Raw genomic sequence first — 24,163 nt, 5'->3', positions numbered from 1 at the left:
CTATTAGAGAAATTACCAACTGCGGATTTTATTGGCAGTATCGCTCCTTCCCCTTGCGTTCAAACGAACACTAACGCGCTGGTTTGTATCTGAGCTGGAACCAACTCACCCGTGGGCTCTAGCAATGGCACTAATCGTGAATGTCCTTCCCGCAGCCTATCGTGCAAGCGGTTCAGTGCATCCACATCGTCAACGCCATCACGTGCCTCAGCCCAGAGCACAAGTCTACCGGCATCGTCCGCCGCAAGTTTCACCGGTGCCAAGGATGAGAATGGAGAGTTCACTTGTAACAATTGCAAGATCACACCCAGCGGTAACCCTGAAGGCACAAGTCCCAACTCGACGACGAAAAGCCAACCGCCCTCGAGGCGCTCCATAACCAGTTCCGGTCCCTCTGCCGGTTGCAGCCGCAACGTGGCATCGTTGCTCGAGGGAAGTCTCAAGCCCCACTGTGCCAGCCATGTATCAATCATGTGAACTCCTTATTCCGCCAAGCCTTAGCCATCTCAACGGTAGTCGAACTCAAGGGTTTGCCGAAACGCAGGAAGCCTCGTGCCGAGTAGTTGTCGACGATATCGTTCAGCGCTTGATTGATTTCCGCCGGACTGGTGGCATGCCGTAGCTGCTCCTCCGCCCGACGTAACAGAGCTACGTTGGAATCCGGCTGGCCAGGGCGATACAGAGAGGGGAAGATAACTTCCTTACGAATGTTCTCGGCAATAACCGCCACTTTGCGGCGCTGCGCCTCTGCTAACGCAGCGGCGAGCACCGGCGACTGCACCGTCTGCCCGCGCATGGCATCGAGTAACTGCTGATGATCAACGTTATCAGCATGGTTCAACTCAGCTGCCAACCATGCTAGGCGTTCCGGAGTATCTGCCAGCGCATCGAGTCGCTGAAGAGCGGAGCGCATAGCCTCGTCCAACTTGAGCCTACCCGCCAAGCCATTGGCGCTAACGATAGCGACAGTCAGCTCGGTGAACGCATCCCGCGCCTTCTGGCGAAAAGCCACCGCCCCGTCTGTGATCTCCGGGTTCTGTTGAGCAACACTGGTGAGCATACTGTCATCAAGTGCCAGCAGCGCCTCGTCGAGAGAAGCGAAGGTATGACGCTCTGAAGCCTGAAGACGTTTCTCCAGATGTTCACCGACTCGCTCCTGGAGGCGCTCCTGAAGATGCGCCTTGATCTCGTCCGGCATGGTGAAGTTCAAGGTGCCACCGAGCATGCCACTGAAATCACCGCGCTCGCTCTTCAACGGCACCACAACGGTTTGCTCGCGCAATTCCTCCAGGCCCTCGAGCTGCAGCATTTCGCGCGCCTGCAGGGCAGGCACCCCGACGACCCAGCCCTTGAGCGCGCCGCCCCTAGTACCTCGGTCGGGCGCTACCTCCCCAGCTTCGCCCTCGAACTCAAGGATCAGGTTGTCGTTGCGCCGCAGTGGCCCGCTGTCAAAATTCTTGTCGATCATCTCAGGGACCGGCACGTTAATCATCACCCCGCCATCCTGGAATTCTGTCCACTCTACGCCGGCCTGGTACGGCTGATCACTCAAGCTGACCTTCTGGAACACTCCTGGGAAGGAACCGGAGATATGTGCCGCCTGGGCGACCTCCAGATCCGGTGTGTGGCTGGCATTGAACACCACTAATTGCGGACGCCCCTCGAACATGGCCGTACCTGTGATGTTCAGCGTCTTAATCTGGGGAATGTAAGCACTCAACCGATCTAGATCGCCAAAGGTGACTCCGGAGCCGGACTGCAATCTGCTGGCGATGGCGGCAACGGTCGGCTGGCGTGCAACCTCTGGATGCGTAGCGATCTGTCCGAGCACGGCCTTGCGTGTCTCGTCGCGCAATAGGCGTTCTAGGGGCTCAGCCCGCGAATCTATGCGTGGGAGTACATTGAGCAGCAACTCAGAGAAGCCGCCGATCTTGTTGCCCAAGCCCTTTTTCAGCGATGCGCCGATCTCGCTGCTAATGTGTTGGAACAGCTTCAGCTTCTTGTTCGAGCTGTCGAGCAGCGAAATAAGATCCATCTTGTCGGAAAGGGTCTTGAACGCCGCCGGGCTCATACCTGAGGCCAAAAGGGCGGCGGTGATGCCGCCAGCGGACGAACCGGACATGCTGCGGATGCCATCGAGCATGCCTTTCTCTTCTAGCGCCAGCATTGCTCCCGGGTATGCCGCACCTTTGGCACCACCGCCGCTTAGGACCAGACTGGTCAATGGTGGCCGACTGAGCTGTAGCTCGGTGACTCCGTTCTCAAACTGGCGCAGAGTGATCTGCCGCGGCCCTGCCGAGTCAGTCAGAGTACGGGACTCCCCTTGCCCTTGGGGACTGCTGAAACGCACGTCGCTAACGCTTTCCGGCAACTTCCCGGAAAGTATTCCCGGCGTGCTCTTTAGGGCAACCCCGAGACCTTGCCCTGAAGGTTCCTGACGCAAGCTGGCGGACTTATGCGCTGCCTGCGACGGGGTTTCGACAGGCTCCTGATTCAGCGAGGAGGCAGTAGCCCCCAACGATTGGATATGCATGTTCGCTCCTTGAAATACCGAGGGTTCGGAGCAAATATTAGGAAAACCGGCCATAAGGTTTTGCCAGTTTCGGACGTTTTTTTATCAGTTCGGACTGGCCTGCCCCCAGTTTTAGTACCGCTGCCTAGTTAGTAGGCTATGGGGTTGATATCAACTTTTCCCGCTTCAGCTGCTGCTGGTTGGTTCGCCACTTCGCAGCAAGCTCTGCCGGGGAGAGATTGCCAATGGCGCTGTGTGGTCGGTGCTCGTTGTAATCCCGCCAAGCCGCGATACGGATTCTGGCTTCGACCAGCGAGCAGTGCTCATTGAGGCATTCGCCCCGGAACTTGCCGTTGAATGACTCGATGAAGGCGCTCTGCGTGGGCTGGCCAGGCTGAATCAGCTTCAACTTGATGTCACGCTGACAGGCCCACTGATCAAGCGCCTTGCCGGTGAACTCGGGGCCCTGGTCGGTGCGGATCGCCTGCGGGTAGCCGCGAAACCGCGCCACCACGATCCTCCGCCGCCTCACCATCAAGCCGGCGGCTCGGTACAGCCGGTAAATCCGCTTGTGGTTGACCTGCACGCCACAGCAGGATGTGCAGGCGGCGTTAGCCACAGCGTCGATGCTCCTGGGCCAGTTCCACCAGTTGGGCGTGCAGCTCGGTCGGTACACTGGCCTCGACCCGCTTGAGGAAGTCGAGAAGAACGCTTCTGCACTGCCGTCTCCTGCTTGGAAAACGGACTCTACTAAGTTCAGCGTGGTACTGAAGTTGGGGAGCAGGTCACGTTTGCTACGCCTGCAGAATGGTTTCAGGTCCTTAGAAACAGAAAAGCCCACCTAGATAGGTGGGCTTTTCCATATTGATATCACATCGATACGGGCTTCATATTTGGCCCATACGGCTGTTGGACAAGTAAAAGGCGTAACACCCCTTTCTATATCTATGCAACACGCCGTAGAGAAATGGTGGGTCGTGTAGGATTCGAACCTACGACCAATTGGTTAAAAGCCAACTGCTCTACCGACTGAGCTAACGACCCAACGCGAGGCGTATAATACTGATTTCTAACGTAAAAACAACACCCCTCGCGAATTTTTTTCAGAAATATGGCGTCGGGTCGGAAATACCAGCCGCCGCGAAGCCATCCGCACGCAGCCGGCAGCTATCGCATTTGCCGCACGCACGTCCCTGCTCGTCGGCTTGATAACAGGACACCGTCAGGCCGTAATCCACCCCACGCGCCACGCCCGCCTGGATGATCTGCGCCTTGGACAGATACTGCAGCGGCGCCTGGATGCGGAAGCCATTGCCTTCCACGCCCGCCTTGGTTGCCAGGTTCGCCATGCGCTCGAAAGCCTCGACGAACTCAGGGCGACAATCCGGATAACCAGAGTAATCCACCGCATTCACACCGATGAAGATGTCACGGGCATCCAGGACCTCGGCCCAGCCCAGGGCGAGCGAGAGGAACACCGTATTGCGCGCCGGCACGTAAGTCACCGGTATACCTTCGCTAGGCGACTCGGGCACCGCGATGCTCTCGTCGGTCAATGCCGAGCCGCCCATGCCATTGAGGTCGAGCCCTATCACCTTGTGCTCGATCACGCCCAATTGCCGGGCCACGCGCTCGGCGGCCTGCAGCTCGGCGCGATGGCGCTGGCCGTAGTCGAAACTCATGGTGTAGCAGGCGTAGCCGTCGGCCTTGGCCATGGCGACAACGGTGGCGGAGTCGAGGCCGCCGGAGAGCAGGATGACCGCTTTCTTCTGGTTCATGATGGATTCCTCGTCTCAATGGCCCGGTTCGTCGTTCCAGAGAATCTTGTGCAGTTGCAATTGCAGGCGGACCGGCAGGTTGTCGGCCACGATCCAATCGGCCAGTTCTCGCGCGCTGACCTGATGGTGGCTCGGCGAGAACAGGACTTCACCGGCACGCTGGTCGAGGCGGTACTCGATCAGCTTGGATACCGCCCAGTCGTAGTCCTCTCGCGAACAGACGACGAACTTCACCTGATCGTTGTCGGTCAGCAACGGGATATTTTCGTATCGGTTGCGTCCGACCTCGCCAGATCCCGGCGTCTTGAGGTCGAGAACCTTGCTTACGCGCGGGTCGACCCGTGACACATCGAGGGCCCCGCTGGTTTCCAGGGAAACCTCGTAGCCGGCGTCGCAAAGCCGCTCCAGCAGAGAAATGCAATTCGGCTGGGCCAGCGGCTCCCCGCCGGTCACGCAGATGTAGCGAGGCTTGTAGGTGGCAACCCGCTCGAGAATAGCGTCCAGGCTAACGACGTCGCCGCCGCTGAAGGCATAGGCGGTATCGCAATAGTGACAGCGCAGGGGGCAGCCGGTCAGGCGCACGAAGACCGTCGGCAAGCCGGCGGTACGTGTTTCCCCCTGCAACGAGTAGAAAATCTCGGTGATGCGCAGGGTCTGTTGCATATTCAGCCACGGGCGTGACGACTGAACAGGTCGTCCGCCTCCGTTGCGGTAAATGAAGGGGCGCCACGGAACGTATCCTGTCGTGGCACTCGAAATCCCGGAAGGTCTCGCGAGGAGAGGCACGAAGATCAGCCGAGCTGAAACCATGCAGCTTCACGGGGGCGCAGATTCTAACGAAAAAACCCGCGACAGGCGCGGGTTTGTTCATCGGGAACGGGGTCAGCGAAGGTTCTTCAGGTCGCGCTGCGCCAGTTGGGCGGCCGAAGTGCCCGGGTACTGGGAAATGACCTGCTGGAGGATGCCCTTGGCCTTGTCGTTGTTACCCAGGCGACGCTCGACGTCCGCCAGCTTGTACAGCGAGTCGGGCACCTTCTGGCTGCTGGGGTAGCTCTGGCTGACCCGCGCGAAAGCCTGGCCGGCACCTTGCAGGTCGCCCTTGGCCAGGTTCACCTCGCCGAGCCAGTACTGGGCGTTGCCGGAGTACTGGCTGTTCGGGTACTTGCGCAAGAAGGCATTGAACGCCTGGCTCGCCTTGTCGAAATCCTTGCTCTTTATCAGGTCGAAGGCCGCGTCGTAGTAGAGCTTCTCCTTCGCCGGGTCGCCCGGCTCGCTACTCGGCGCCGGTGCGTTGTTGCCTGCGGGAGCCGCAGGCGCCCCATTGGCGTTGATGGCGCCAGCAGGTGCGGAATTCTGTGCAGCGGGAGCGCCACCACCGGAAATTCGACGGTCGAGGTCCTGGTAGCGTTCCAGGCTTTCCTGCTTGAGCTGCTGGATCTGGTTCTGCTGTTCCTCGAGCGTGCCACGCAGGCGAGCCAACTCGTCCTGCATCTGCTGGAGCTGCATGAACAGCTCGCCCTGCACGGAGGTGGGGGTTGTCACCCCACCTCCGGCAAAGGCGCCGCCGGCACCTGCCGTGCCATACCCGGAAGGAGGAACGTTGCCGCCATTGTTGGCGGCAACGCCGTCATACACAGGAACTTCCGCCCAGGCCGCGAATGGCAGGCTGAGCGCGAGGAACGTCAGGACACGCAGGTGCTTGGGCATAACGACTTCTTACTTCTTCAGCTCGACGCGACGGTTCTGAGCCCAGGACTGCTCGTCGTGGCCGGTGGCGACCGGACGCTCTTTACCGTAGGAAACCAGTTCCAGCTGGGCCGGCGAAACGCCCTGCAGCACCAGGTAGCGCTGAACGGCCTTGGCACGACGCTCGCCCAGAGCCATGTTGTACTCGCGGGTGCCGCGTTCGTCGGTGTGGCCTTCCAGCACTACGCGCTGACCGCTGCCTTTCAGGTCTTTCGCGTGTACGTCCAGAGCGCGCATGGCTTCCGGCTTCAGGTCGGAGCTGTCGTACTCGAAGTAGAAGGTGGTGATCGCACGCAGAGCGGCTTCGTCGCTCAGGCTGCCGTCAACGGCACCGCTGTTGGCGCCATAGCCTGCGTTCGGGTCGACGCCGCCATTGGCACCTTCACCGGAAGCATCGCCGCCCTTGGAGGAGCAACCCACAGCCACAGCCATGGCCAGAGCCAGCGCAGCAAATTTGCCGAATTTCAGCATTTCCATCATGTAACTCCTAATGAACCCCAGTGTATAAGTTTGTAACCGTTGGCGACCGTCAGTTCAGGTAAGGGGACCAGGAAGGCTCGCGCACATCGCCCTGAGCGGTAGGGAGAGGTATCCGTACGCGTCCGTTGATGGATACGAGCATCAGCACGCCCCGGTCCTGCTGGCGGGTGGCGTAGATTAGCATGGTGCCATTGGGCGCAACAGTGGGCGAATCGTCCAGAGTGGTGTTCGACAGCACCCGCAGATTGCCGCGCTGGAGGTCCTGGGCGGCGATCTGGAAGTTGGTGTAGCCCTGCTGGCGGTGAACCATTACCAGGGTCTTCTCGTCGGCCGAGAGTTTCGGGTTGGCGTTGTAGTTGCCGATGAAGGTTACCCGGTCCACTGCACCGCTGTTCACGTTCATCTTGTAGATCTGCGGCTTGCCGCCACGGTCCGAGGTGAAGTACAGGGTAGAGCCGTCCTTGCCCCAGAAGGGTTCGGTATCGATCGCCAGGTTGTTGGTCAGGCGGCGCAGGGCGCGGCTGCCAAGGTCCATGACGTAGATTTCCGGGTTGCCGTCGCGCGACAGGACGAAGGCCAGGCGGTTGCCGTCAGGGGAGAATGCCGGAGCGCCATTCAGGCCCTCGAAATTGGTGATCTGCTCACGACGGCCAGTATCGACGTACTGGATGAAGATACGCGGGCGCTTCTGTTCGAAGGAGACATAGGCGATACGGCGGCCATCGGGCGAGAAGCGCGGCGACACGATGGGCTCGCGCGACTGCAGCAGGGTCACCGGGCGGGCGCCGTCGTAGTCGGAGCGCTGCAAGGTGTAGCGGGTGTTGTCGACCGAGAAACGCTCGGCGGTGACATAGAGCATCTTGGTGGAGAACGCGCCCTTGATACCGGTGAGCTTCTCGAACGACTGGTCGGCGATGTAGTGCGACATGTCGCGGAGCTGATCGGTGCTGCCGGTCACGCTGCCGGTCAGGACCTGCTGCTCGGTGCCGACATCGAACAATGCGTACTGCACCTGCAGGCGCCCGCCGGCAGGCACGATGTTGCCGACCATCACGTAGTTGACGCCAACTGCCTTCCAGTCACGGAAGATCACTTCGCTGGCCTGCGCCGGCTGGCTGATCATGTTCTGCCGGGGCAGCGGCTCGAAGTAGCCGGAGTTGCGCAGGTCGTTGCCGATGATATTGGACATGTCTTCCGGCAACACGTTGCCCCCCTGGAAGCCGAACGGCACCACGGCGATGGGAATGGCACGGTCGTTACCGCTGGAGATCACCAGCGGGTCGGCAGCCTGCGCAGCACCTGCCACCAGGGCCAGGGCGAACAGCGCAATGCGAATCAGGGTACTCACAGACTCAAATCCTCCGGTTTAAAGATGATGCGGCGCTGACGATACAGGCTGTCGAAGGTAGCCCGCGGCAATTGCTGCATCTCGGGAATACGGCCGACGTTGCGCACCGCCGCCACCGCCGAACTGTCGAAAGGCTTGTCGCCACTCGAACGGCTGACGCTGGCATTGGTGATGGTACCGTCCGGCAGCATTTCGATCAGTACTTCTACGCTCATTCCATTACGCGCCGATGGAGGACGCCGCCACTGCTGGCTCACCAGGTTGACGATCAGGTCGTCGAGACTGCCGGTGACCTCGCTGCCCACCTCGTCGGCCAAGGCCTGCTGGCGCTCGGTCGTATCCGAAAGCAACTCGGCCAACGCCTGCGCCTTCTTGTCCTCGGCAGCCTTGCGGGCTGCCGCGGCAGCGGCGGCGGCCTTTTTCTTGGCGGCCTCGACGGCGGCTTTCTTCTTCGCCGCTTCCGCAGCAGCCTTCTTCTTGGCCTCCTCGGCCGCTTTCTTCTTCGCGTCCTCGGCAGCCTTCTTCTTCGCGTCGTCAGCGGCCTTTTTCTTGGCCTCGTCCTCGGCGCGCTTCTTGGCTATGTCAGCCTGCCTCTTCTGTTCGGCGGCCTTGGCCTCGGCAGCTTTCTTGGCTTCATCGGCCTTCTTCGCCTCGGCGGCTTTCTGGGCCTCGGCCTTTCGAGCCTCGTCAGCCTTCTTTTGTTCCGCCGCTTTCGCAGCAGCGACCTGCTGCTGTTCCAGCTTTTGTTGCTCGAGTTTCTGCTGCTCGAGCTTCTTCTGTTCGAGCTGCTCGACTTCGTATTGCTTGGAGGCGGTCTTCTTCGCCTCACCAGCGATCTTCTGGTTGGTCTGGGTCGTCGCCTGGCTCTTCGACTTGAGCTGGTAGAGCGTGGCCTGCACGATCGGCTTGGAGGGAGGAAGCTCCGGAGCAAACGCCCAGCTGACGAACAGCATGGCGAAGATCAGAACGTGCAGGACCACCGCCAGGACGACGGGCCAGAAATAACTCTCGGAAGGCGAGCGCTCGAACTGTTGCTTCAAGATCAGGGGGCCTCGGTAATCAACCCGACGTTGGGCACACCGGCCTGCTGCAAGGCACCCATGGCGCCAACCACCGCACCATAGTTCACCGCCTTGTCGCCGCGGATGAATACCTGGGTGTCCGGACGGGCACTCATGATCTTGGTGACTGCATCGGTCATCTGTTCCAACGACACGGCACTATCGGTCTGTTTTTCAGTATCCACTTCGCTGCCGACGTTCCAGTAATAGGAACCGTCAGCCTTCACCGAAAGGGTCAGGACCTGCTTGTTGTTGTCCTGAGGCAACGCCTCGCTGGACACCTTCGGCAGGTCGACCTTGACCCCCTGGTTGAGCATCGGTGCGGTCACCATGAAAATCACCAGCAGTACCAGCATCACGTCGATGTAAGGCACCACGTTCATTTCCGCGACCGGCTTGCGCTTGTGACGAACCCTTGCCATATCGGCTTACCTCTCAGTCGTCTTAGTCGTCGCTGGTGTGCACCTTGCGGTGCAGGATGGCCTGGAACTCGTCGGCAAAGGTGTAGTAACGACCGATCAGCATCTCAGAACGTGCGGAGAAGCGGTTGTAGGCGATGACCGCGGGGATCGCGGCGAACAGGCCGATGGCGGTGGCGATCAGCGCTTCGGCGATACCCGGGGCGACGGTGGCCAGGGTAGCCTGCTGCACGGTGGCCAGGCCACGGAAGGAATTCATGATACCCCAGACGGTACCGAACAGGCCGACGTACGGGCTGGTGGAGCCGACGGTTGCCAGGAACGGCAGGCTGGCCTCGAGTTTCTCCTCCTCACGGGAGATGGCCACACGCATGGCGCGCGCCACGCCCTCCATCACCGCATCGGGATCGACGCCGGGCTGCTGGCGCAGACGGGAAAACTCCTTGAAGCCGGCACGGAAGATCTGCTCGACGCCGGAGTCCGGGTCCGGATTGCTACCGGCCTGGCGGTACAGCTTGGACAGGTCGATGCCCGACCAGAAGCGTTCTTCGAAGGCATCCAGTGCCTTCTTGGCGGCGCGCATGGCGTTGCCGCGCTGGAAAATCATGATCCAGGATGTGACCGAGGCGGCCACGAGGGTCAGCATGACCAGCTGCACCACGATACTGGCGTTGCTGATCAGGCTCCACATGGAGGTATGGTCGACGACGTTCGGTTCCACTTTAATCTCCTGCTGAAAAAGAATCCGGGCTTCCGGCAAAAGCCGCACGCAACGTTTCGGGGATAGCACGTGGCTTCAGGGTGTCCGCTCGCACGCACGCCACCAGGAACCGTCCCTCGCAGAGCAGGACGGAGTCCGACGCTCGACGAACCTGTTGACGAAACTTCAGGCTCGCCCGGTTCAACTCCTCGACCTCGGCGCTGACAAGCAGTTCATCGTCGAGCTTGGCCGGGGCGTGGTAACGCGCCTCGGCGGAGTGCACGACGAACAGCAGATTGTCGCCGACCAGTTGCGATTGGGCGAACCCCAAAGCTCGCAGCCGCTCGGTCCGAGCCCGTTCCATGAACTTGAGATAGTTGACGTAATAGACGATGCCGCCGGCATCCGTGTCCTCGTAATAGACCCGGAAACGCTGCTGGAACGGCTTTCCCCCGTGTTGCGCGCGCATACTCTAGAACCAAGTCCCGGCTTTGCCAATCGGCAATCGCCCACAAATGCAATTAATTACCATCTTCAGACGTGAACAGATCCGTCGTCACCCCCGGCCCCAACCTTTTCGGAATATTCAGGCCAAAGTGCAGGTACGCATGGCGTGTTACCACGCGTCCCCGCGGTGTCCGCATGATGTAGCCCTGCTGGATCAGATAGGGCTCCAGTACATCTTCGATCGTGTGCCGCTCCTCGCTCAACGCCGCAGCCAAGTTGTCGATTCCTACAGGCCCGCCATCGAACTTGTCGATCATGGTCAGCAACAGACGACGGTCGAGGTGGTCGAAGCCACGCTCGTCGACATCGAGCAGGTTCAATGCCTTGTCGGCGATCACCCGGGTAATGTCGCCCTGCCCCCGGACCTCGGCGAAGTCGCGTACCCGGCGCAGCAGGCGATTGGCGATTCGCGGCGTACCGCGGGCGCGCTTGGCGATTTCCGCCGCGCCCTGCGGCTCGATCTCCAGGCCGAGAATGCCGGCCGACCGACTGACGATGGTCGCCAGGTCCTCGACGTTGTAGAACTCCAGGCGCTGGACGATACCGAAGCGATCGCGCAGTGGATTGGTCAGCATGCCGGCACGAGTGGTCGCGCCGACCAGGGTGAACGGCGGCAGGTCCAGCTTGATGGAGCGGGCCGCGGGCCCTTCGCCGATCATGATGTCCAACTGGAAATCTTCCATGGCCGGATACAGCACTTCTTCGACGATGGGCGAAAGACGGTGGATCTCGTCGACGAACAGGACGTCGCCGGCCTCCAGGTTGGTCAGCAACGCGGCGAGATCGCCGGGACGCTCGAGCACCGGCCCGGAAGTACTCTTGATGGAAACGCCCATTTCCTGGGCGATGATATTCGCCAGGGTCGTCTTGCCCAGCCCCGGCGGACCGAAGATCAGCGTATGGTCGAGCGCCTCCTGGCGGCCGCGCGCGGCATGGATGAACAGCTCCATCTGCTCGCGCACGCTGGGCTGGCCGATGTAGTCGGCCAGCTTCAGCGGGCGAATGGCGCGGTCCAGCTGCTCATCGCGTTCGCGACCGGAAACGGCGGATATGAGGCGATCAGGCTCGATCATCGGGCGCCACCTAGACCATGCCCTTCAGGGCCTGGCGGATCATTTCTTCGCTGGACAAATCCTCTCCCGGTACGGCTGCGACGGCACGACTGGCTTCCTGTGGCTTGAAGCCGAGGGCGATCAGCGCGCTGACTGCATCGGCCTCGGCGCTTGAGACTGTAGCGCTGCCACGGGGTTCCATCACCAACGGTGCAATCGTGGGCATGTTTTCCCAAGCCTTGAAGCGGTCCTTCAACTCCACCAGCAGGCGCTCGGCGGTCTTCTTGCCAACACCGGGGATCTTCACCAGGGTGGAAGTGTCCTGTGCCTGGACGCAACGCACCAGTTCGTCCACTTCCAGGCCCGACATCAGCGCCAGAGCCAGTTTCGGACCCACGCCGTTGAGTCGGATCAGCTCACGGAACAGCTCTCGCTCGCGCTTTTCGGCGAAGCCATAGAGCAAGTGCGCATCCTCACGCACAACCAGATGGGTATGCAAGGTCACCGGCTCGCCTACCGAAGGCAACCGATAGAGGGTCGTCATCGGCACTTCCACTTCATAGCCGACGCCATTCACATCGAGGATCAGGTGCGGCGGCTGTTTCTCCGCCAGGGTGCCACGCAAGCGTCCGATCACGAAGAGCTTTCCTTATTCAAAGACGCAGGCGCCCGCCACGTCGGCGTGCGCCCACCAGGCCATGGGGGACCAGACTCTGTTGGGTATGGGCATGACACAGGGCGATGGCCAGGGCGTCGGAGGCATCGATCTGCGGTTTCTGGGTCAGCTTCAACAGATGCATGACCATCATCTGCACCTGCTGCTTGTCTGCACCGCCGGTCCCCACGACTGCCTGCTTGACCTGCGAGGCGGTGTACTCCGCCACGCTCAACCCCTCCTCCATTGCCGCGACGATGGCCGCCCCCCGCGCCTGCCCCAGCTTCAGGGCCGAATCGGCGTTGCGCGCCATGAACACCTGCTCGATGCTCAGGGCCGTCGGGCCATGGGTGCGGATCACCTCGCGGACGCTGCGAAACACCACGTGCAGACGCTCGTGCAAGGGGCCATTACCGGTCCGTATACATCCAGACGCCACGTATTCGCAACCGCGCGCCGTTTCCCGCACCACGCCGAAGCCGGTGATGCGCGAGCCCGGGTCAATCCCTAGAATCAAAGTCATAAGCTGGATACTAAAAGCCGGAAGCGGGGTTCGAACGCATCAAGCGTACCCCACTTCCGGCTTCGCGTTATCGCTCCGATCGGCTCAGCCGAGCTGCGCCATCACGTCGTCCGGGATATCGGCATTGGAATAGACGTTCTGCACGTCGTCCAGATCCTCGAGCATGTCGATCAGCTTGAGCACCTTCTGCGCGGTTTCCAGGTCCAGGGTCGCGGTGGTCGAAGGGATCATGGTGACTTCGGCTTCGTCGCCCTTGAATCCGGCGGCGGCCAGCGCCTCGTTCACCGAAATGAAGTCGGCGAAGGTGGTGAACACGTCGATGGAGCCATCGTCGTTGACTACCACGTCATCGGCGCCGGCCTCCAGGGCCGCGTCCATCAGCGCCTCCTCGTCCACGCCGGGAGCGAAGCTGATCTGTCCCTTGCGTTCGAACATGTAGGCGACCGAACCATCGGTGCCCAGGTTGCCGCCACACTTGCTGAAGGCATGACGCACTTCGGCAGCGGTACGGTTGCGGTTGTCGGTCATCGCCTCGACGATGATCGCTACGCCGCTCGGCGCATAGCCTTCATAGGAAAGCTCGACCATGTTGTCGGCATCGTTGGAGCCGACGCCGCGTGCAATGGCACGATCGATGGTATCGCGGGTCATGTTGGCGGTCAGCGCCTTGTCCACGGCCAGGCGCAGACGCGGGTTGTCCGCCGGTACGCCGCCGCCCTGCCTTGCAGCGACGGTCAGCTCACGGATCAGCTTGGTGAATATCTTGCCTTTCTTGGCATCTTGCCGCTCTTTGCGGTGCTTGATGTTGGCCCATTTAGAATGACCAGCCATAACTCACTCCGTATTGCTCTCTCGGCAGGAGGCGCCGCAAGCGGCGCCACCGCGGGTTGATTCGAATCACTCGGCCTTCGGCTGCTCGCGCAGGCGAATGTGCAGCTCGCGCAGGGCCTTGCCGTCCACGGAACCCGGTGCCTGGGTCATGACGTCGCCAGCGCTCTGGGTCTTCGGGAAGGCGATCACTTCGCGGATCGACGATGCACCGGTCATCAGCATGACCAGGCGATCCAGGCCGAAGGCCAGGCCGCCATGCGGCGGCGCACCGTACTTGAGCGCGTCGAGCAGGAAGCCGAACTTCTCTTCCTGCTCCGCCTCGTCGATGCCCAGCACGCGGAACACCGCCTGCTGCATGGACTTGTCGTGGATGCGGATGGAACCGCCACCCAACTCGGTGCCGTTGAGCACCATGTCGTAGGCGCGGGAAAGCGCCGCGCCCGGATTGGCCTCAAGCTCGGCCGGGGTGCACTTGGGCGAGGTGAACGGGTGGTGCAGCGCGGACAGCGAGCCGTCGTCGTTCTCCTCGAACATCGGGAAGTCCACGACCCACATGGGCGCCCACTCCCGGGTGAGCAGCTTGAGGTCATGGCCGACCTTGATACGCAGCGCGCCCAGGGCATCGCAAACGATCTTGGCCTTGTCGGCGCCGAAGAACACGATGTCCCCGTCGACCGCGCCAACGCGATCGAGGATCACGTTCAGGTTGGCCTCGGGGATGAACTTCACGATCGGCGACTGCAGACCTTCCACGCCCTTGGCGCGCTCGTTGACCTTGATGTAGGCCAGGCCCTTGGCACCATAGATGCCGACGAACTTGGTGTAGTCGTCGATCTGGCTGCGCGGCATGGAGGCGGCGCCCGGTACGCGCAGGGCGGCGACACGCCCCTTCGGATCGTTGGCCGGACCGGAGAAGACCTTGAACTCCACTTCCTTCAACTGGTCGGCGACGTCCACCAACTCCAGCGGGATGCGCAGGTCGGGCTTGTCCGAACCGTAGCGGCGCATGGCCTCTTCGAACGGCATGTGCGGGAACTCGTCGAACTCGACGTCCAGCACTTCCTTGAACAGCTGGCGCACCATCTTCTCGGTGATGCCGATGATGTCGCTCTCGTCGAGGAAGCTGGTCTCGATGTCGATCTGGGTGAATTCCGGCTGGCGGTCGGCACGCAGGTCCTCGTCACGGAAGCACTTGGCGATCTGGTAGTAGCGATCGAAGCCGGCGACCATCAGCAGTTGCTTGAACAGCTGCGGCGACTGCGGCAGGGCGAAGAAGTGGCCCGGGTAGGTACGGCTCGGCACCAGGTAGTCGCGCGCGCCTTCCGGCGTCGGCCGGCCGAGGATCGGGGTCTCGACGTCGAGGAAGCCGTTGTCGTCCAGGTAGCGGCGAATGCTGCTGGTGATGCGCGCGCGCAGCTTCAGCTTGGCAGCCATCTCCGGACGACGCAGGTCGATGAAGCGGTAGCGCAGGCGGGTTTCCTCGCCCACATCGGAATATTCATCCAACGGGAACGGCGGAGTCTCGGCCTGGTTCAGCACTTCCAGTTCGTAGCCCAGTACCTCGATGGAGCCAGACGCCATGTTCGGGTTGCGCGCGCCTTCAGGGCGCAGGCGCACCTTGCCGGTGATCTTCACCACGAACTCGCTGCGCACCCGGTCGGCCTTGGCGAAGGTTTCCGCACGGTCCGGATCGAACACCACCTGGGCCAGCCCCTCGCGATCGCGCACATCGAGGAAGATCACTCCACCATGGTCGCGGCGGCGGTGAACCCAACCGCAAAGGGTGACTTCCTGGCCGTCCAGGCTCTCGTTCAGTTGGCCGCAATAGTGGCTGCGCATCATGGTGTGGTTCGCTTCTCGTAAGTCTTGGATTCTGTGGAGCCGCCGGCTGCCTGGCGACCATTGCCGGGCTCTCGCCGGCCCTGACCGAGCACCGGAACCATCGGTACGCCCCCGGAAGGACATCTCCCGCGCTGCCCGGTGAACGGCAACGGCGAAGCACCCGCATCCGGGCCCACTTCGCATTGAAGGCGGGCATTATAGCCTGAAAAATCCATGGCTTGCAGCCAGCCCCGCCGGCCTGTCACGCGGGAAGCCAGGCCGTTGAACGGAAGCATTTCGCCGCACCCTGCGAACCATTCGCTTGACCGGGCAGTCGGAATAGATTCTCCCTATCGCCGCCTTTGACATAGACCAAGAGCGCTGGGAAAAACCCTGTGTTAGCCTCACTCCAACTGTTTCGGAGTGCCCCATTCACAAGGCCGACTGAAAGGAGAACGCCATGGAAATCAATATCGGAATCGGCGAACAGGATCGCGCAGCCATTGCCGAGGGCCTGTCGCGGCTACTGGCCGACACCTACACCCTCTACCTGAAAACCCACAACTTCCACTGGAACGTCACCGGCCCGATGTTCAATACGCTGCACCTGATGTTCGAAGGTCAGTACACCGAACTGGCCGTTGCCGTGGACGACATCGCCGAGCGCATCCGGGCCCTGGGCTTCCCGGCGCCCGGCACCTACGCCGCCTACGCCCGCCTGTCGTCCATCAAGGAAGAGGAAGGCGTGCCGGAAGCCGAGGAGATGATCCGGCAACTGGTCCAGGGCCAGGAAGCCGTGGTGCGCACCGCCCGCAGCATCTTCCCGCTGCTGGACAAGGTCAGCGACGAACCCACCGCCGACCTGCTCACCCAACGCATGCAGGTGCATGAAAAGACCGCCTGGATGTTGCGCAGCCTTCTCGCCAGCTGATCGTCGATCGCTCGATAGAAAGCGGGGCCCGCCTCAGGGCCCCGCCCTCCCCCTCCAGCGCCAACCGCTTGATTTGAGTAGCCTCCTGCTTTCCTGTTAAATAGCCGCCGTGCGTCACGCGCATAGGCCGGCCGTCCTTCCGCACCTTTCGTTTCATGCACCGAAGCGCTGTCCGGCTACTTGATCGTTACCCCATCAAGGTGAACTCATTGACATGTTGAAAATCGTCCTTCTGGTCACGGGCGTCGCCGCCCTATTGCTGTCCTTCATTCCCAGCCTAAGAACCGAAGCCACACCCTTCCTGCAACATCCCGATGCCATCTACCTGGCCATTCTGGGCCTGATCAACCTGCTCTTCGCTCCCGTACTGCAATCGTCACATCCAACCCGCCCGCTGCAGGCCGGCGCAGCCGCCCTGCTGGTCCTTGGCGTCGTCCTGCAGGCACTGATCCTGCTGGCGCCGCTGCCGACCATCGCCGACCAGCCGGCGATCGTCCTGCCCCTGCTAAGCCTGGTGCTGGCCACGGCCCTGCAACTGGCGGGCAGTCTGAAACCCGGCAAACCGGTCTCGCGCAGCGCCAGCGCCCCGGCAGCCCTCGGCGGCAGCCAGGACAGCGGCAACCGGGAGACCGGTACCGTGAAGTGGTTCAACACCTCAAAAGGTTTCGGCTTCATTTCCCGCGATTCGGGCGAGGACATCTTCGTCCACTTCCGAGCGATTCGCGGCGAAGGCCACCGCATCCTCATCGAAGGCCAGCGCGTGGAGTTCTCGGTGGTACAACGGGACAAGGGCCTGCAGGCGGAAGACGTAATCGCCTCCCGCCGCTGACCGCCGCGAAAACAAAAAACCCGCCGAACGGCGGGTTTTTTGTGCATTCAATAATGGGGAGGAGGCGCTTCGTCTTCCCCCGCCTCGCCCACCAGCCCCTGGACGTCTTCCAGACGCTTGATCAATGCCGCGACCTGAAGCTGCAGTCGCTCAATGCTGCGCTGCTGCTCGACCACCACATCGTTGAGAGCCTGCAAAGTGTCATCCTGGAAAGCCTGGCGGCATTCCAGGTCATCCATGCGCGCGTCCAGCTCCATCTAGGCCTCCCCGGCAAAACGGAAGCCGTCGGTCAGCACCATCCGCAACTTGCCGCGGATCGCCTCGACCTGCTCGGAAGAATAAGGCTGAGCCGGATGGCGCCCCCAGACAGGGCCGGGCCAGGCGTCGTCGCCACGTCGCCGGACGATCACGTGCATGTGGAGCTGGCTGACCACATTGCCCAGGTTAGCGACATTCATCTTGTCCGCACGGAAGGTGTCCTTGAGCACCTCTGCCAGCAGCGTGGCCTCGCGCCACAGCGCCTGCTGGTCATCGACATCGAGCTGAAACAGCTCGGTGACATCCTCCCGCCTCGGCACCAGGATGAACCACGGATAGCGGGCATCGTTCATCAGCAGCAGGCGGCTGAGGGGAAAGTCGCCGAGCAACAGGGTGTCCTGCTCCAGCCGGGGATCCAAAGCGAACATACTGACCTCTCCTGTTCGACCGTCATTCATGGACAGCTTAGCCCCTCCTTCCGAGAAGGGACCCGCCGTAACTGCCGCGCAGGATACTTCGCCGCCCGGCCAAAGCAAGCCCGCACATCCGCCCGCCCCAGCTTGGCGCGCCACTCCAGCCGAACGCCCCATAAGATGCCGGTCGAATGAATACAGCGCGACGCCGAACAGGAGACATGCCGTGGATACAAACGCATTCGCCACAGACAACTCGATGGCAACCAACCCTTGAAGCAGACGGATTACAAACAGGTTTCAAGGCATGATTCGTTTGCTTTCAAACAGAATAGTTTCGCTCTCGCAGAGACCAACTGGAATACATAGGCGAAGCCGTTTTCCAATTTGTGCACGGAGTTTGCTTATACCTCTTTCATCACAGTAAGAGGGGCCGCACGGAACATGACATTTTTATTACAAGACCCCGCCAATCGGGAAAAGCGACTTGAGAAGCGACCTCAACAAGAGTGACCAAGCCCGCGACATACGTCATTTTTTCAACTGCTCACCTACGCAGATGCGACATACGTCATGCAATTTTGCGACAACGCCGTAAAGAATCCGTCGCTTCGAAACCTCAACTATCGCCAAGAAACACTGCGTGCTATAAGTTAGCGCCGACAAGAAGAACTAGCCGTCACTGCGGCACTGTGATGGCAGAGATAATTTCAAAACCAAAGGAGCAATCACAATGAAAGTGATGAAGTGGAGCGCCATTGCACTGGCGGTTTCCGCAGGTAGCACTCAGTTCGCCGTGGCCGACGCATTCGTCAGCGATCAGGCCGAAGCGAAGGGGTTCATCGAAGACAGCAGCCTCGACCTGCTGCTCCGCAACTACTATTTCAACCGTGACGGCAAGGAAGGTCGGGGCGATCGCGTCGATTGGACCCAGGGCTTCCTCACCACCTACGAATCCGGCTTCACTCAAGGCACCGTGGGCTTCGGCGTCGATGCCTTCGGCTACCTGGGCCTGAAGCTCGACGGTACCTCGGACAAGACCGGCACCGGCAACCTGCCGGTGATGAACGACGGCAAGCCGCGCGACGACTACAGCCGCGCTGGCGGCGCCCTGAAGGTGCGCATTTCCAAGACCATGCTGAAGTGGGGCGAAATGCAACCTACCGCGCCGGTCTTCGCCGCCGGCGGCAGCCGCCTGTTCCCGCAGACCGCGACCGGCTTCCAACTGCAGAGCAGTGAATTCGAAGGGCTCGATCTCGAAGCGGGCCACTTCACCGAAGGCAAGCAGGGCACCACCACCAAGTCGCGCGGCGAACTCTACGCAACCTATGCAGGCCAGACCGCCAAGAGCGCGGACTTCGCCGGCGGCCGCTACGCGATCACCGACAATCTCAGCGCCTCCCTGTATGGCGCCGAATTGAAAGACATCTATCGCCAGTATTACCTGAACACCAACTACACAATCCCGCTGGCATCCGACCAGTCGCTGGGCTTCGACTTCAACATCTACCGCACCACCGATGAAGGCAAAGCCAAGGCCGGCGACATCAGCAACACCGCCTGGTCCCTGGCCGGCGCGTACACCCTGGACGCGCACACCTTCACCCTGGCCTACCAGCAGGTGCATGGCGACGAGCCGTTCGACTACATCGGCTTCGGCGAGAACGGTTCCGGCGGCGGCGGTGACTCGATTTTCCTCGCCAACTCCGTGCAGTACTCCGACTTCAACGGCCCCGGCGAGAAATCCTGGCAGGCCCGCTACGACCTGAACATGGCCTCCTACGGCGTTCCCGGCCTGACCTTCATGGTTCGTTACATCAACGGTAAGGACATCGACGGCACCAAGGTCGACTCCAGTTCCTCCTACGCGGGCCTGTACGGCGAGGACGGCAAGCACCACGAGACCAACCTGGAAGCCAAGTACGTCGTCCAGGCCGGCCCGGCCAAGGACCTGTCGTTCCGTATCCGCCAGGCCTGGCACCGCGCCAATGCCGACGAGGGTGAAGGCGACCAGAACGAGTTCCGCCTGATCGTCGACTATCCGCTGTCGATCCTGTAATCGACCGACAGGCAACGAAAAAACCCGGCATCGCCGGGTTTTTTCTTCTCGGCGGCAACGCGCCTATAAAGGAAGGGCGTAGGTACCGGTCACATGGGCCACCAGGTCTTCCTCATTACTCTGCGAAAACACTCCGACCTCGCAGACGACCTGGCGCCGCCCCAGCTTGAGGATGCTCGCCTCGGCCAACAGGTCCTCGGGCCTGGGCTTGCTGAGGAAGTTGATGTTCAGGTTCGAGGTCACGGCCATCTCGACCGCCCCGAGACGCCCGAGAATGACCGCGTACATCGCCGCGTCGGCCAGCGCCATGATGGTCGGGCCGGACAACGTTCCACCGGGACGCACCAGCTTGCCGTGAAAAGGTATGCGCGCCAGCGCATGTCGTTCGTCGAGACGCTCGACACGAAAATCGATGTCCTCGGCCATGGGCAGCCCCATGCGGATCAACGCCTGTACCTGCGCCGCGTTCATTGCCTGCTGACTCCTCATCATCGATGGCCGGCGCCCTGTACGCAGCCAGACCGGCACCGTACAATGCCCAGCCATTCCTCCCGATACAACCGACATAACGGCCAAAGATGCGTACCAGTCAGTATCTGCTTTCCACGCTCAAAGAAACCCCCGCCGACGCGGTGGTAATCAGCCATCAACTGCTGCTTCGCGCCGGCATGATCCGTCGCCTGGCCTCGGGTCTCTACACCTGGCTGCCAATGGGCCTGCGGGTACTGCGCAAGGTCGAGACCATCGTCCGCGAGGAAATGAACGCTGCCGGCGCCCTGGAAGTGCTGATGCCGGCGGTGCAGCCGGCCGAGCTGTGGCAGGAGTCGGGGCGCTGGGAGCAATACGGCCCTGAGCTGCTGCGCCTGAAGGACCGCCACGAGCGCGAATTCTGCGTAGGCCCGACCCACGAAGAAGTGATCACCGACCTCGCGCGCAACGAGCTGAACAGCTACAAGCAACTGCCGATCAACTTCTATCAGATCCAGACCAAATTCCGCGATGAGATCCGCCCGCGCTTCGGCCTGATGCGCGGACGCGAATTCATCATGAAGGATGCCTATTCCTTCCACCTGAGCCAGCACTCGCTGCAGCAGACCTACGACGGGATGTACCAGGCGTACAGCAAGATCTTCTCCCGCCTCGGCCTGGATTTCCGTCCCGTGCAAGCCGACAACGGCTCCATCGGCGGCAGCGACTCCCATGAGTTCCACGTGCTGGCCAACTCCGGCGAGGACGATATCGTCTTCAGCGACAGCTCCGACTACGCCGCGAACATCGAGAAGGCCGAAGCCGTGCCGCGCGAGAGCGCCCGCGGCAGCGCCACCGAGGACATGCGCCTGGTCGACACGCCCAACACCAAGACCATCGCGGCCCTGGTGGACGGCTTCCAGCTACCGATCGAGAAAACCATCAAGACCCTGGTGGTGCATGGCGCCGAAGAAGGCACCCTGGTCGCCCTGATCGTCCGCGGCGATCACGAGCTCAACGAAATCAAGGCCGCCAACCAGCCGCTGGTCGCCAGCCCGCTGGTATTCGCTTCGGAGGCCGAGATCCGTGCCGCCATCGGCGCCGGCCCCGGCTCGCTGGGCCCGGTCAACCTGCCGATCGCCTGCATCGTCGACCGCTCCGTCGCCCTGATGAGCGATTTCGCCGCTGGCGCCAACATCGAGGACAAGCACTACTTCGGCGTGAACTGGGAGCGCGACCTGCCGCTGCCCGAGGTCGCCGACCTGCGCAATGTCGTCGAAGGCGACCCCAGCCCGGACGGCAAGGGCACCCTGGTGATCAAGCGCGGCATCGAGGTCGGTCATATCTTCCAGCTTGGCACCAAGTACAGCGAAGCGATGAAGCTGAACGTCCTGAGCGAACAGGGCAAGCCGGTCAACCTGATCATGGGCTGCTACGGCATCGGCGTATCCCGCGTGGTCGCCGCCGCCATCGAACAGAACCATGACGAGCGTGGCATTCTCTGGCCAAGCGCACTGGCGCCGTTCCAGATCGCCCTGGTACCGCTGAAGTACGAAACCGAGAGCGTCAAGCAGGCGACCGACAAGCTCTATGCCGAGCTGACCGCAGCCGGTTTCGAAGTGCTGCTGGACGATCGCGACAAGAAGACCAGCCCCGGGGTGAAGTTCGCCGACATGGAGCTGATCGGCATTCCCCACCGCATCGTGATCAGCGACCGCGGCCTCAACGAAGGCGTCCTGGAATACAAGGGCCGCCGTGACAGCGAGTCGCAGAACCTGCCGATCGGCGAACTGATGTCGTTCATCACCGAAAAACTCAGCCGCTGAGCGTAACGATGCCCACCGGAAGCCCCCTGCGCCTATTCGCCGCCGCCCTGTGCGGCGGCCTTCTGCTGAGCGGCTGCGCCAACCAGTTGCCGCAGCGTAGCGAGCATGAGGAGCGCGTCGAGCGGAAGCTGCTCGAACATACCCTGCAAGTCGATGTCGGCCAGCCCGATGTGCTCGAACTACCGCAGCGCCGGGTCCGGATCAACGACCAGAAGTCCTTCGAGGTCACCGAGTTCGAGGTGACGCGCCGTTACGACCGCTATACGCCGTACCAGGCCTGGCGGGAGATCTACGAGATCCCGTTGGGCGCGGTGGCGCTGGTGGCCGGCGTCGGAGCGAACATCGTCAACGTGGTGACCTTCGGCAGCGTACCGGACAACATCACCCACGGCTGGATCAACTATGGGCTGGCCGGGGTGAATCCGTTCATGAACGTGGAATCCAACGGTCGCGCCGAACAGAATCTCGCGAGCATCGACGAGAAACAGCGCGACAAGCGCCTGGAGTACTCCAGCCTGCCCTGGGCGGAGCGTCCGGTCATGGTCAGTTCCGGCAAGGAACTCAACGAACTGCTTACCGACCGTCATGGCGTGCTGCGCCTCAACCTGCTTGACAGCCCCTTCGCCGAACAGGACATCAGCCGCATCTCGCAGATACATCTTTCGGTGAGCGACCCGCAGGATGGTACCCGCGCCGATGCCAGCCTCCGCGTCAGCCGCAGCCTGCGCGGCAAGCTCCTGGAAGCTCACGCCCTGATCTATGACGACCTGGAAGGCGATGACGTCCACCACTGGGTCCATCGGGTGAAACGCCTCGCGGAGCTGGGCCTGGAAGAAGAAGCCAGCGAACTGGAACAGAGCCTGATCGAGCTCACGCGCAACGACCCCGAACTGCAGCAGCAGTTCATGCATGCCCTGCTCCGGGATGCCGGACGCCTGGCCGCGGACCCTGGCGAGACGCCCTGACGGCGAACTCGCCTCGTCAGCGACGGACGACGAAGCCAGCGATCCCCTGCAGCGGCATTTGCTCGACCTCGACCGCAGAGACCTCCGCGTGCCGCGGGCCCCGCCCCAGCCATCGCTCCAGGGCTTTCGCCCGGTCCTCCTCGCCCTCCCAGACGACTTCGACACGCCCGTCATCCAGGTTGCGCACCCAACCGTCGAGTTCGAGGCGATCAGCCTCTTCCCGGGTCGCCTGGCGGAAACCGACGCCCTGTACCCGGCCGCCGACATAGGCATGCAAGCAGATCCTCGCCATCAGCGTCCCTCCCGCAAAGCCTCGAGCTGTTTCAATATGCCATCGGCCGTCTGCTCACCCAGCAGACGCTGACGCATTTCCCCCCGAGCATCGACGATATAGGTGACAGGCAACGCTTCGCTGCGAGGGAGCTTGAAGCGATGCGCCGGATCATCGGCCAGCACGGTGAAGCGAATCCCCATGCCATCGGCCGACTTCTTCAACTCGGCATCGCGCAAGCCATCGAAATTCACGCCAATGACGCGCCCGCCCTGCCCTTCCAGCACCTGCGCAAGGCGATTCATCTCCGGAATCTCGGTCCGGCAGGGCGCGCACCAGTCAGCCCAGTAATTGACCACCAGCCAATGCCCGTCCAACTGCTCCGCAGCGACAGGACGCCCGTCCTGGTCGACTCCGTAATCCGCCGAACAGCCCGCGAGAAACAACACCGCAGCAGCGCCCAGCGGGCGTAGCCAACTCCCCATGTCAGGAACCTCTCGAGTCAGGAAAACATCGGCCGGACCAGGGCAACCCGGCGCGGCACTATGGCGAGACCTTACTGGAAGCCATCCACCTCTGCAAAACCGAGTGGAGACGAATATGGGAAGAAGAAGCCCCGATACTTCCTACAAGGCACAAAGTGCGAGAAGAGTCACGACGATCGCCGTCGAACCGCACAGTTTGACGCAAAGGACCACCCCTATAATCCG

Annotated in this window: 26 protein-coding genes, 1 tRNA gene and 1 pseudogene; 5 read left to right on the top strand and 23 right to left on the bottom strand. The window is 61.8% G+C overall.

Annotated features, from left to right (window positions below; translation table 11 throughout):
• Nucleotides 1-59: 59 nt before the first annotated feature.
• From spcU to aspS, 18 genes and pseudogenes are all read right to left on the bottom strand, one after another.
• Nucleotides 60-473 (bottom strand): CesT family type III secretion system chaperone SpcU, encoded by a 414-nt coding sequence (gene spcU / locus FOC67_RS05405; RefSeq protein ID WP_003134054.1) that lies wholly within the window; start codon nucleotides 471-473, stop codon nucleotides 60-62.
• Nucleotides 470-2,533 carry a type III secretion system effector cytotoxin ExoU gene (gene exoU / locus FOC67_RS05400; protein WP_003134060.1) on the bottom strand — a complete coding sequence of 688 codons (2,064 nt, stop codon included), beginning with the start codon at nucleotides 2,531-2,533 and terminating at the stop codon, nucleotides 470-472. The genes spcU and exoU overlap by 4 nt, the downstream gene beginning before the upstream one ends.
• A gap of 136 nt (nucleotides 2,534-2,669) precedes the next feature.
• Nucleotides 2,670-3,246: pseudogene (locus tag FOC67_RS05395) on the bottom strand (integrase core domain-containing protein); the annotation flags it as partial.
• Nucleotides 3,247-3,480: 234 nt separating this feature from the next.
• A tRNA-Lys gene (locus tag FOC67_RS05390) sits at nucleotides 3,481-3,556 on the bottom strand.
• A 59-nt stretch (nucleotides 3,557-3,615) separates the two neighbouring features.
• On the bottom strand, nucleotides 3,616-4,290 hold the full coding sequence (gene queC / locus FOC67_RS05385; protein ID WP_003111415.1) for a 7-cyano-7-deazaguanine synthase QueC: 675 nt from the start codon (nucleotides 4,288-4,290) through the stop codon (nucleotides 3,616-3,618).
• Nucleotides 4,291-4,305: 15 nt separating this feature from the next.
• The gene (gene queE, locus FOC67_RS05380) at nucleotides 4,306-4,953 is read right to left on the bottom strand and encodes a 7-carboxy-7-deazaguanine synthase QueE (RefSeq protein WP_003111416.1); all 648 of its coding nucleotides are present in this window, start codon (nucleotides 4,951-4,953) and stop codon (nucleotides 4,306-4,308) included.
• Between the two features lie 219 nt (nucleotides 4,954-5,172).
• The gene (ybgF, locus tag FOC67_RS05375; protein ID WP_003140772.1) at nucleotides 5,173-5,997 is read right to left on the bottom strand and encodes a tol-pal system protein YbgF; all 825 of its coding nucleotides are present in this window, start codon (nucleotides 5,995-5,997) and stop codon (nucleotides 5,173-5,175) included.
• 9 nt (nucleotides 5,998-6,006) lie between these two features.
• Nucleotides 6,007-6,513 (bottom strand): peptidoglycan-associated lipoprotein Pal, encoded by a 507-nt coding sequence (pal, locus tag FOC67_RS05370; protein WP_003111417.1) that lies wholly within the window; start codon nucleotides 6,511-6,513, stop codon nucleotides 6,007-6,009.
• Between the two features lie 52 nt (nucleotides 6,514-6,565).
• Nucleotides 6,566-7,864 (bottom strand): Tol-Pal system beta propeller repeat protein TolB, encoded by a 1,299-nt coding sequence (tolB, locus tag FOC67_RS05365; protein WP_003086128.1) that lies wholly within the window; start codon nucleotides 7,862-7,864, stop codon nucleotides 6,566-6,568.
• Complete coding sequence (gene tolA, locus FOC67_RS05360) at nucleotides 7,861-8,904, bottom strand: cell envelope integrity protein TolA (protein ID WP_003134218.1); 1,044 nt, start codon at nucleotides 8,902-8,904, stop codon at nucleotides 7,861-7,863. The genes tolB and tolA overlap by 4 nt, the downstream gene beginning before the upstream one ends.
• Before the next feature lie 2 nt (nucleotides 8,905-8,906).
• Nucleotides 8,907-9,347 (bottom strand): protein TolR, encoded by a 441-nt coding sequence (gene tolR / locus FOC67_RS05355; protein ID WP_003086126.1) that lies wholly within the window; start codon nucleotides 9,345-9,347, stop codon nucleotides 8,907-8,909.
• Nucleotides 9,348-9,369: 22 nt separating this feature from the next.
• Nucleotides 9,370-10,065: a protein TolQ gene (gene tolQ / locus FOC67_RS05350; RefSeq protein ID WP_003086125.1), complete on the bottom strand. Its 696-nt coding sequence runs from the start codon at nucleotides 10,063-10,065 to the stop codon at nucleotides 9,370-9,372.
• A 1-nt stretch (nucleotide 10,066) separates the two neighbouring features.
• Complete coding sequence (ybgC, locus tag FOC67_RS05345) at nucleotides 10,067-10,513, bottom strand: tol-pal system-associated acyl-CoA thioesterase (protein WP_003086124.1); 447 nt, start codon at nucleotides 10,511-10,513, stop codon at nucleotides 10,067-10,069.
• Between the two features lie 52 nt (nucleotides 10,514-10,565).
• Nucleotides 10,566-11,624, bottom strand: a complete 1,059-nt coding sequence (gene ruvB / locus FOC67_RS05340) for a Holliday junction branch migration DNA helicase RuvB (RefSeq protein ID WP_003086123.1) — start codon at nucleotides 11,622-11,624, stop codon at nucleotides 10,566-10,568.
• 10 nt (nucleotides 11,625-11,634) lie between these two features.
• The gene (gene ruvA, locus FOC67_RS05335) at nucleotides 11,635-12,240 is read right to left on the bottom strand and encodes a Holliday junction branch migration protein RuvA (protein ID WP_009315344.1); all 606 of its coding nucleotides are present in this window, start codon (nucleotides 12,238-12,240) and stop codon (nucleotides 11,635-11,637) included.
• Between the two features lie 16 nt (nucleotides 12,241-12,256).
• Complete coding sequence (gene ruvC / locus FOC67_RS05330; RefSeq protein WP_003112575.1) at nucleotides 12,257-12,781, bottom strand: crossover junction endodeoxyribonuclease RuvC; 525 nt, start codon at nucleotides 12,779-12,781, stop codon at nucleotides 12,257-12,259.
• An 84-nt stretch (nucleotides 12,782-12,865) separates the two neighbouring features.
• Nucleotides 12,866-13,612, bottom strand: a complete 747-nt coding sequence (locus FOC67_RS05325) for a YebC/PmpR family DNA-binding transcriptional regulator (RefSeq protein WP_003086107.1) — start codon at nucleotides 13,610-13,612, stop codon at nucleotides 12,866-12,868.
• Nucleotides 13,613-13,678: 66 nt separating this feature from the next.
• A complete protein-coding gene (aspS, locus tag FOC67_RS05320; RefSeq protein ID WP_003123218.1) occupies nucleotides 13,679-15,454 on the bottom strand; it encodes an aspartate--tRNA ligase in 1,776 nt (591 codons plus the stop codon).
• A gap of 439 nt (nucleotides 15,455-15,893) precedes the next feature.
• On the opposite strand from aspS, the gene FOC67_RS05315 reads away from it, so the two are divergent.
• Nucleotides 15,894-16,364 carry a Dps family protein gene (locus FOC67_RS05315; RefSeq protein WP_003086103.1) on the top strand — a complete coding sequence of 157 codons (471 nt, stop codon included), beginning with the start codon at nucleotides 15,894-15,896 and terminating at the stop codon, nucleotides 16,362-16,364.
• A 214-nt stretch (nucleotides 16,365-16,578) separates the two neighbouring features.
• Nucleotides 16,579-17,193, top strand: coding sequence for a cold-shock protein (locus FOC67_RS05310; protein WP_003106665.1), 615 nt, complete (start codon nucleotides 16,579-16,581; stop codon nucleotides 17,191-17,193).
• Nucleotides 17,194-17,240: 47 nt separating this feature from the next.
• Here FOC67_RS05310 and FOC67_RS05305 read toward each other — a convergent pair whose 3' ends face one another.
• Nucleotides 17,241-17,450 carry a SlyX family protein gene (locus FOC67_RS05305; RefSeq protein ID WP_003086099.1) on the bottom strand — a complete coding sequence of 70 codons (210 nt, stop codon included), beginning with the start codon at nucleotides 17,448-17,450 and terminating at the stop codon, nucleotides 17,241-17,243.
• Nucleotides 17,451-17,879, bottom strand: coding sequence for an HIT domain-containing protein (locus FOC67_RS05300; protein WP_003086095.1), 429 nt, complete (start codon nucleotides 17,877-17,879; stop codon nucleotides 17,451-17,453). It lies immediately after the preceding gene.
• A gap of 718 nt (nucleotides 17,880-18,597) precedes the next feature.
• Between FOC67_RS05300 and FOC67_RS05295 the strand changes: the two genes are divergently transcribed.
• Entirely contained in the window at nucleotides 18,598-19,923 is a 1,326-nt protein-coding gene (locus FOC67_RS05295) for an OprD family porin (RefSeq protein ID WP_003109949.1), read from the top strand.
• A 63-nt stretch (nucleotides 19,924-19,986) separates the two neighbouring features.
• Here FOC67_RS05295 and FOC67_RS05290 read toward each other — a convergent pair whose 3' ends face one another.
• Nucleotides 19,987-20,394 (bottom strand): PaaI family thioesterase, encoded by a 408-nt coding sequence (locus tag FOC67_RS05290; protein ID WP_003086091.1) that lies wholly within the window; start codon nucleotides 20,392-20,394, stop codon nucleotides 19,987-19,989.
• Between the two features lie 107 nt (nucleotides 20,395-20,501).
• On the opposite strand from FOC67_RS05290, the gene FOC67_RS05285 reads away from it, so the two are divergent.
• Entirely contained in the window at nucleotides 20,502-22,217 is a 1,716-nt protein-coding gene (locus tag FOC67_RS05285; RefSeq protein WP_009315343.1) for a proline--tRNA ligase, read from the top strand.
• Between the two features lie 8 nt (nucleotides 22,218-22,225).
• Nucleotides 22,226-23,182, top strand: coding sequence for a hypothetical protein (locus tag FOC67_RS05280; protein WP_009315342.1), 957 nt, complete (start codon nucleotides 22,226-22,228; stop codon nucleotides 23,180-23,182).
• A 16-nt stretch (nucleotides 23,183-23,198) separates the two neighbouring features.
• Here FOC67_RS05280 and FOC67_RS05275 read toward each other — a convergent pair whose 3' ends face one another.
• Together FOC67_RS05275 and FOC67_RS05270 are read right to left on the bottom strand one after the other, a co-directional pair.
• Complete coding sequence (locus FOC67_RS05275; RefSeq protein WP_003102385.1) at nucleotides 23,199-23,474, bottom strand: acylphosphatase; 276 nt, start codon at nucleotides 23,472-23,474, stop codon at nucleotides 23,199-23,201.
• Complete coding sequence (locus tag FOC67_RS05270; RefSeq protein ID WP_009315341.1) at nucleotides 23,474-23,938, bottom strand: TlpA disulfide reductase family protein; 465 nt, start codon at nucleotides 23,936-23,938, stop codon at nucleotides 23,474-23,476. Before FOC67_RS05270 ends, FOC67_RS05275 begins: the two co-directional genes overlap by 1 nt.
• Between the last annotated feature and the right edge of the window lie 225 nt (nucleotides 23,939-24,163).

Origin of the sequence: Pseudomonas sp. FDAARGOS_761, assembly GCF_013343155.1 — a bacterium.
Classification (GTDB): domain Bacteria; phylum Pseudomonadota; class Gammaproteobacteria; order Pseudomonadales; family Pseudomonadaceae; genus Pseudomonas; species Pseudomonas aeruginosa.
Note: the sequence above shows the minus strand (reverse complement) of the source record. Positions and strands in the feature narration are given on the sequence as shown.

Bases quoted from the DNA above. Each gene is read 5' to 3' on its own strand.
- spcU (WP_003134054.1), bottom strand. From the start codon at position 473: ATGATTGATACATGGCTGGCACAGTGGGGCTTGAGACTTCCCTCGAGC.
- exoU (WP_003134060.1), bottom strand. From the start codon at position 2,533: ATGCATATCCAATCGTTGGGGGCTACTGCCTCCTCGCTGAATCAGGAG.
- queC (WP_003111415.1), bottom strand. From the start codon at position 4,290: ATGAACCAGAAGAAAGCGGTCATCCTGCTCTCCGGCGGCCTCGACTCC.
- queE (WP_003111416.1), bottom strand. From the start codon at position 4,953: ATGCAACAGACCCTGCGCATCACCGAGATTTTCTACTCGTTGCAGGGG.
- ybgF (WP_003140772.1), bottom strand. From the start codon at position 5,997: ATGCCCAAGCACCTGCGTGTCCTGACGTTCCTCGCGCTCAGCCTGCCA.
- pal (WP_003111417.1), bottom strand. From the start codon at position 6,513: ATGGAAATGCTGAAATTCGGCAAATTTGCTGCGCTGGCTCTGGCCATG.
- tolR (WP_003086126.1), bottom strand. From the start codon at position 9,347: ATGGCAAGGGTTCGTCACAAGCGCAAGCCGGTCGCGGAAATGAACGTG.
- ybgC (WP_003086124.1), bottom strand. From the start codon at position 10,513: ATGCGCGCGCAACACGGGGGAAAGCCGTTCCAGCAGCGTTTCCGGGTC.
- ruvB (WP_003086123.1), bottom strand. From the start codon at position 11,624: ATGATCGAGCCTGATCGCCTCATATCCGCCGTTTCCGGTCGCGAACGC.
- ruvC (WP_003112575.1), bottom strand. From the start codon at position 12,781: ATGACTTTGATTCTAGGGATTGACCCGGGCTCGCGCATCACCGGCTTC.
- FOC67_RS05325 (WP_003086107.1), bottom strand. From the start codon at position 13,612: ATGGCTGGTCATTCTAAATGGGCCAACATCAAGCACCGCAAAGAGCGG.
- aspS (WP_003123218.1), bottom strand. From the start codon at position 15,454: ATGATGCGCAGCCACTATTGCGGCCAACTGAACGAGAGCCTGGACGGC.
- FOC67_RS05315 (WP_003086103.1), top strand. From the start codon at position 15,894: ATGGAAATCAATATCGGAATCGGCGAACAGGATCGCGCAGCCATTGCC.
- FOC67_RS05310 (WP_003106665.1), top strand. From the start codon at position 16,579: ATGTTGAAAATCGTCCTTCTGGTCACGGGCGTCGCCGCCCTATTGCTG.
- FOC67_RS05305 (WP_003086099.1), bottom strand. From the start codon at position 17,450: ATGGAGCTGGACGCGCGCATGGATGACCTGGAATGCCGCCAGGCTTTC.
- FOC67_RS05300 (WP_003086095.1), bottom strand. From the start codon at position 17,879: ATGTTCGCTTTGGATCCCCGGCTGGAGCAGGACACCCTGTTGCTCGGC.
- FOC67_RS05295 (WP_003109949.1), top strand. From the start codon at position 18,598: ATGAAAGTGATGAAGTGGAGCGCCATTGCACTGGCGGTTTCCGCAGGT.
- FOC67_RS05290 (WP_003086091.1), bottom strand. From the start codon at position 20,394: ATGAACGCGGCGCAGGTACAGGCGTTGATCCGCATGGGGCTGCCCATG.
- FOC67_RS05285 (WP_009315343.1), top strand. From the start codon at position 20,502: ATGCGTACCAGTCAGTATCTGCTTTCCACGCTCAAAGAAACCCCCGCC.
- FOC67_RS05280 (WP_009315342.1), top strand. From the start codon at position 22,226: ATGCCCACCGGAAGCCCCCTGCGCCTATTCGCCGCCGCCCTGTGCGGC.
- FOC67_RS05275 (WP_003102385.1), bottom strand. From the start codon at position 23,474: ATGGCGAGGATCTGCTTGCATGCCTATGTCGGCGGCCGGGTACAGGGC.
- FOC67_RS05270 (WP_009315341.1), bottom strand. From the start codon at position 23,938: ATGGGGAGTTGGCTACGCCCGCTGGGCGCTGCTGCGGTGTTGTTTCTC.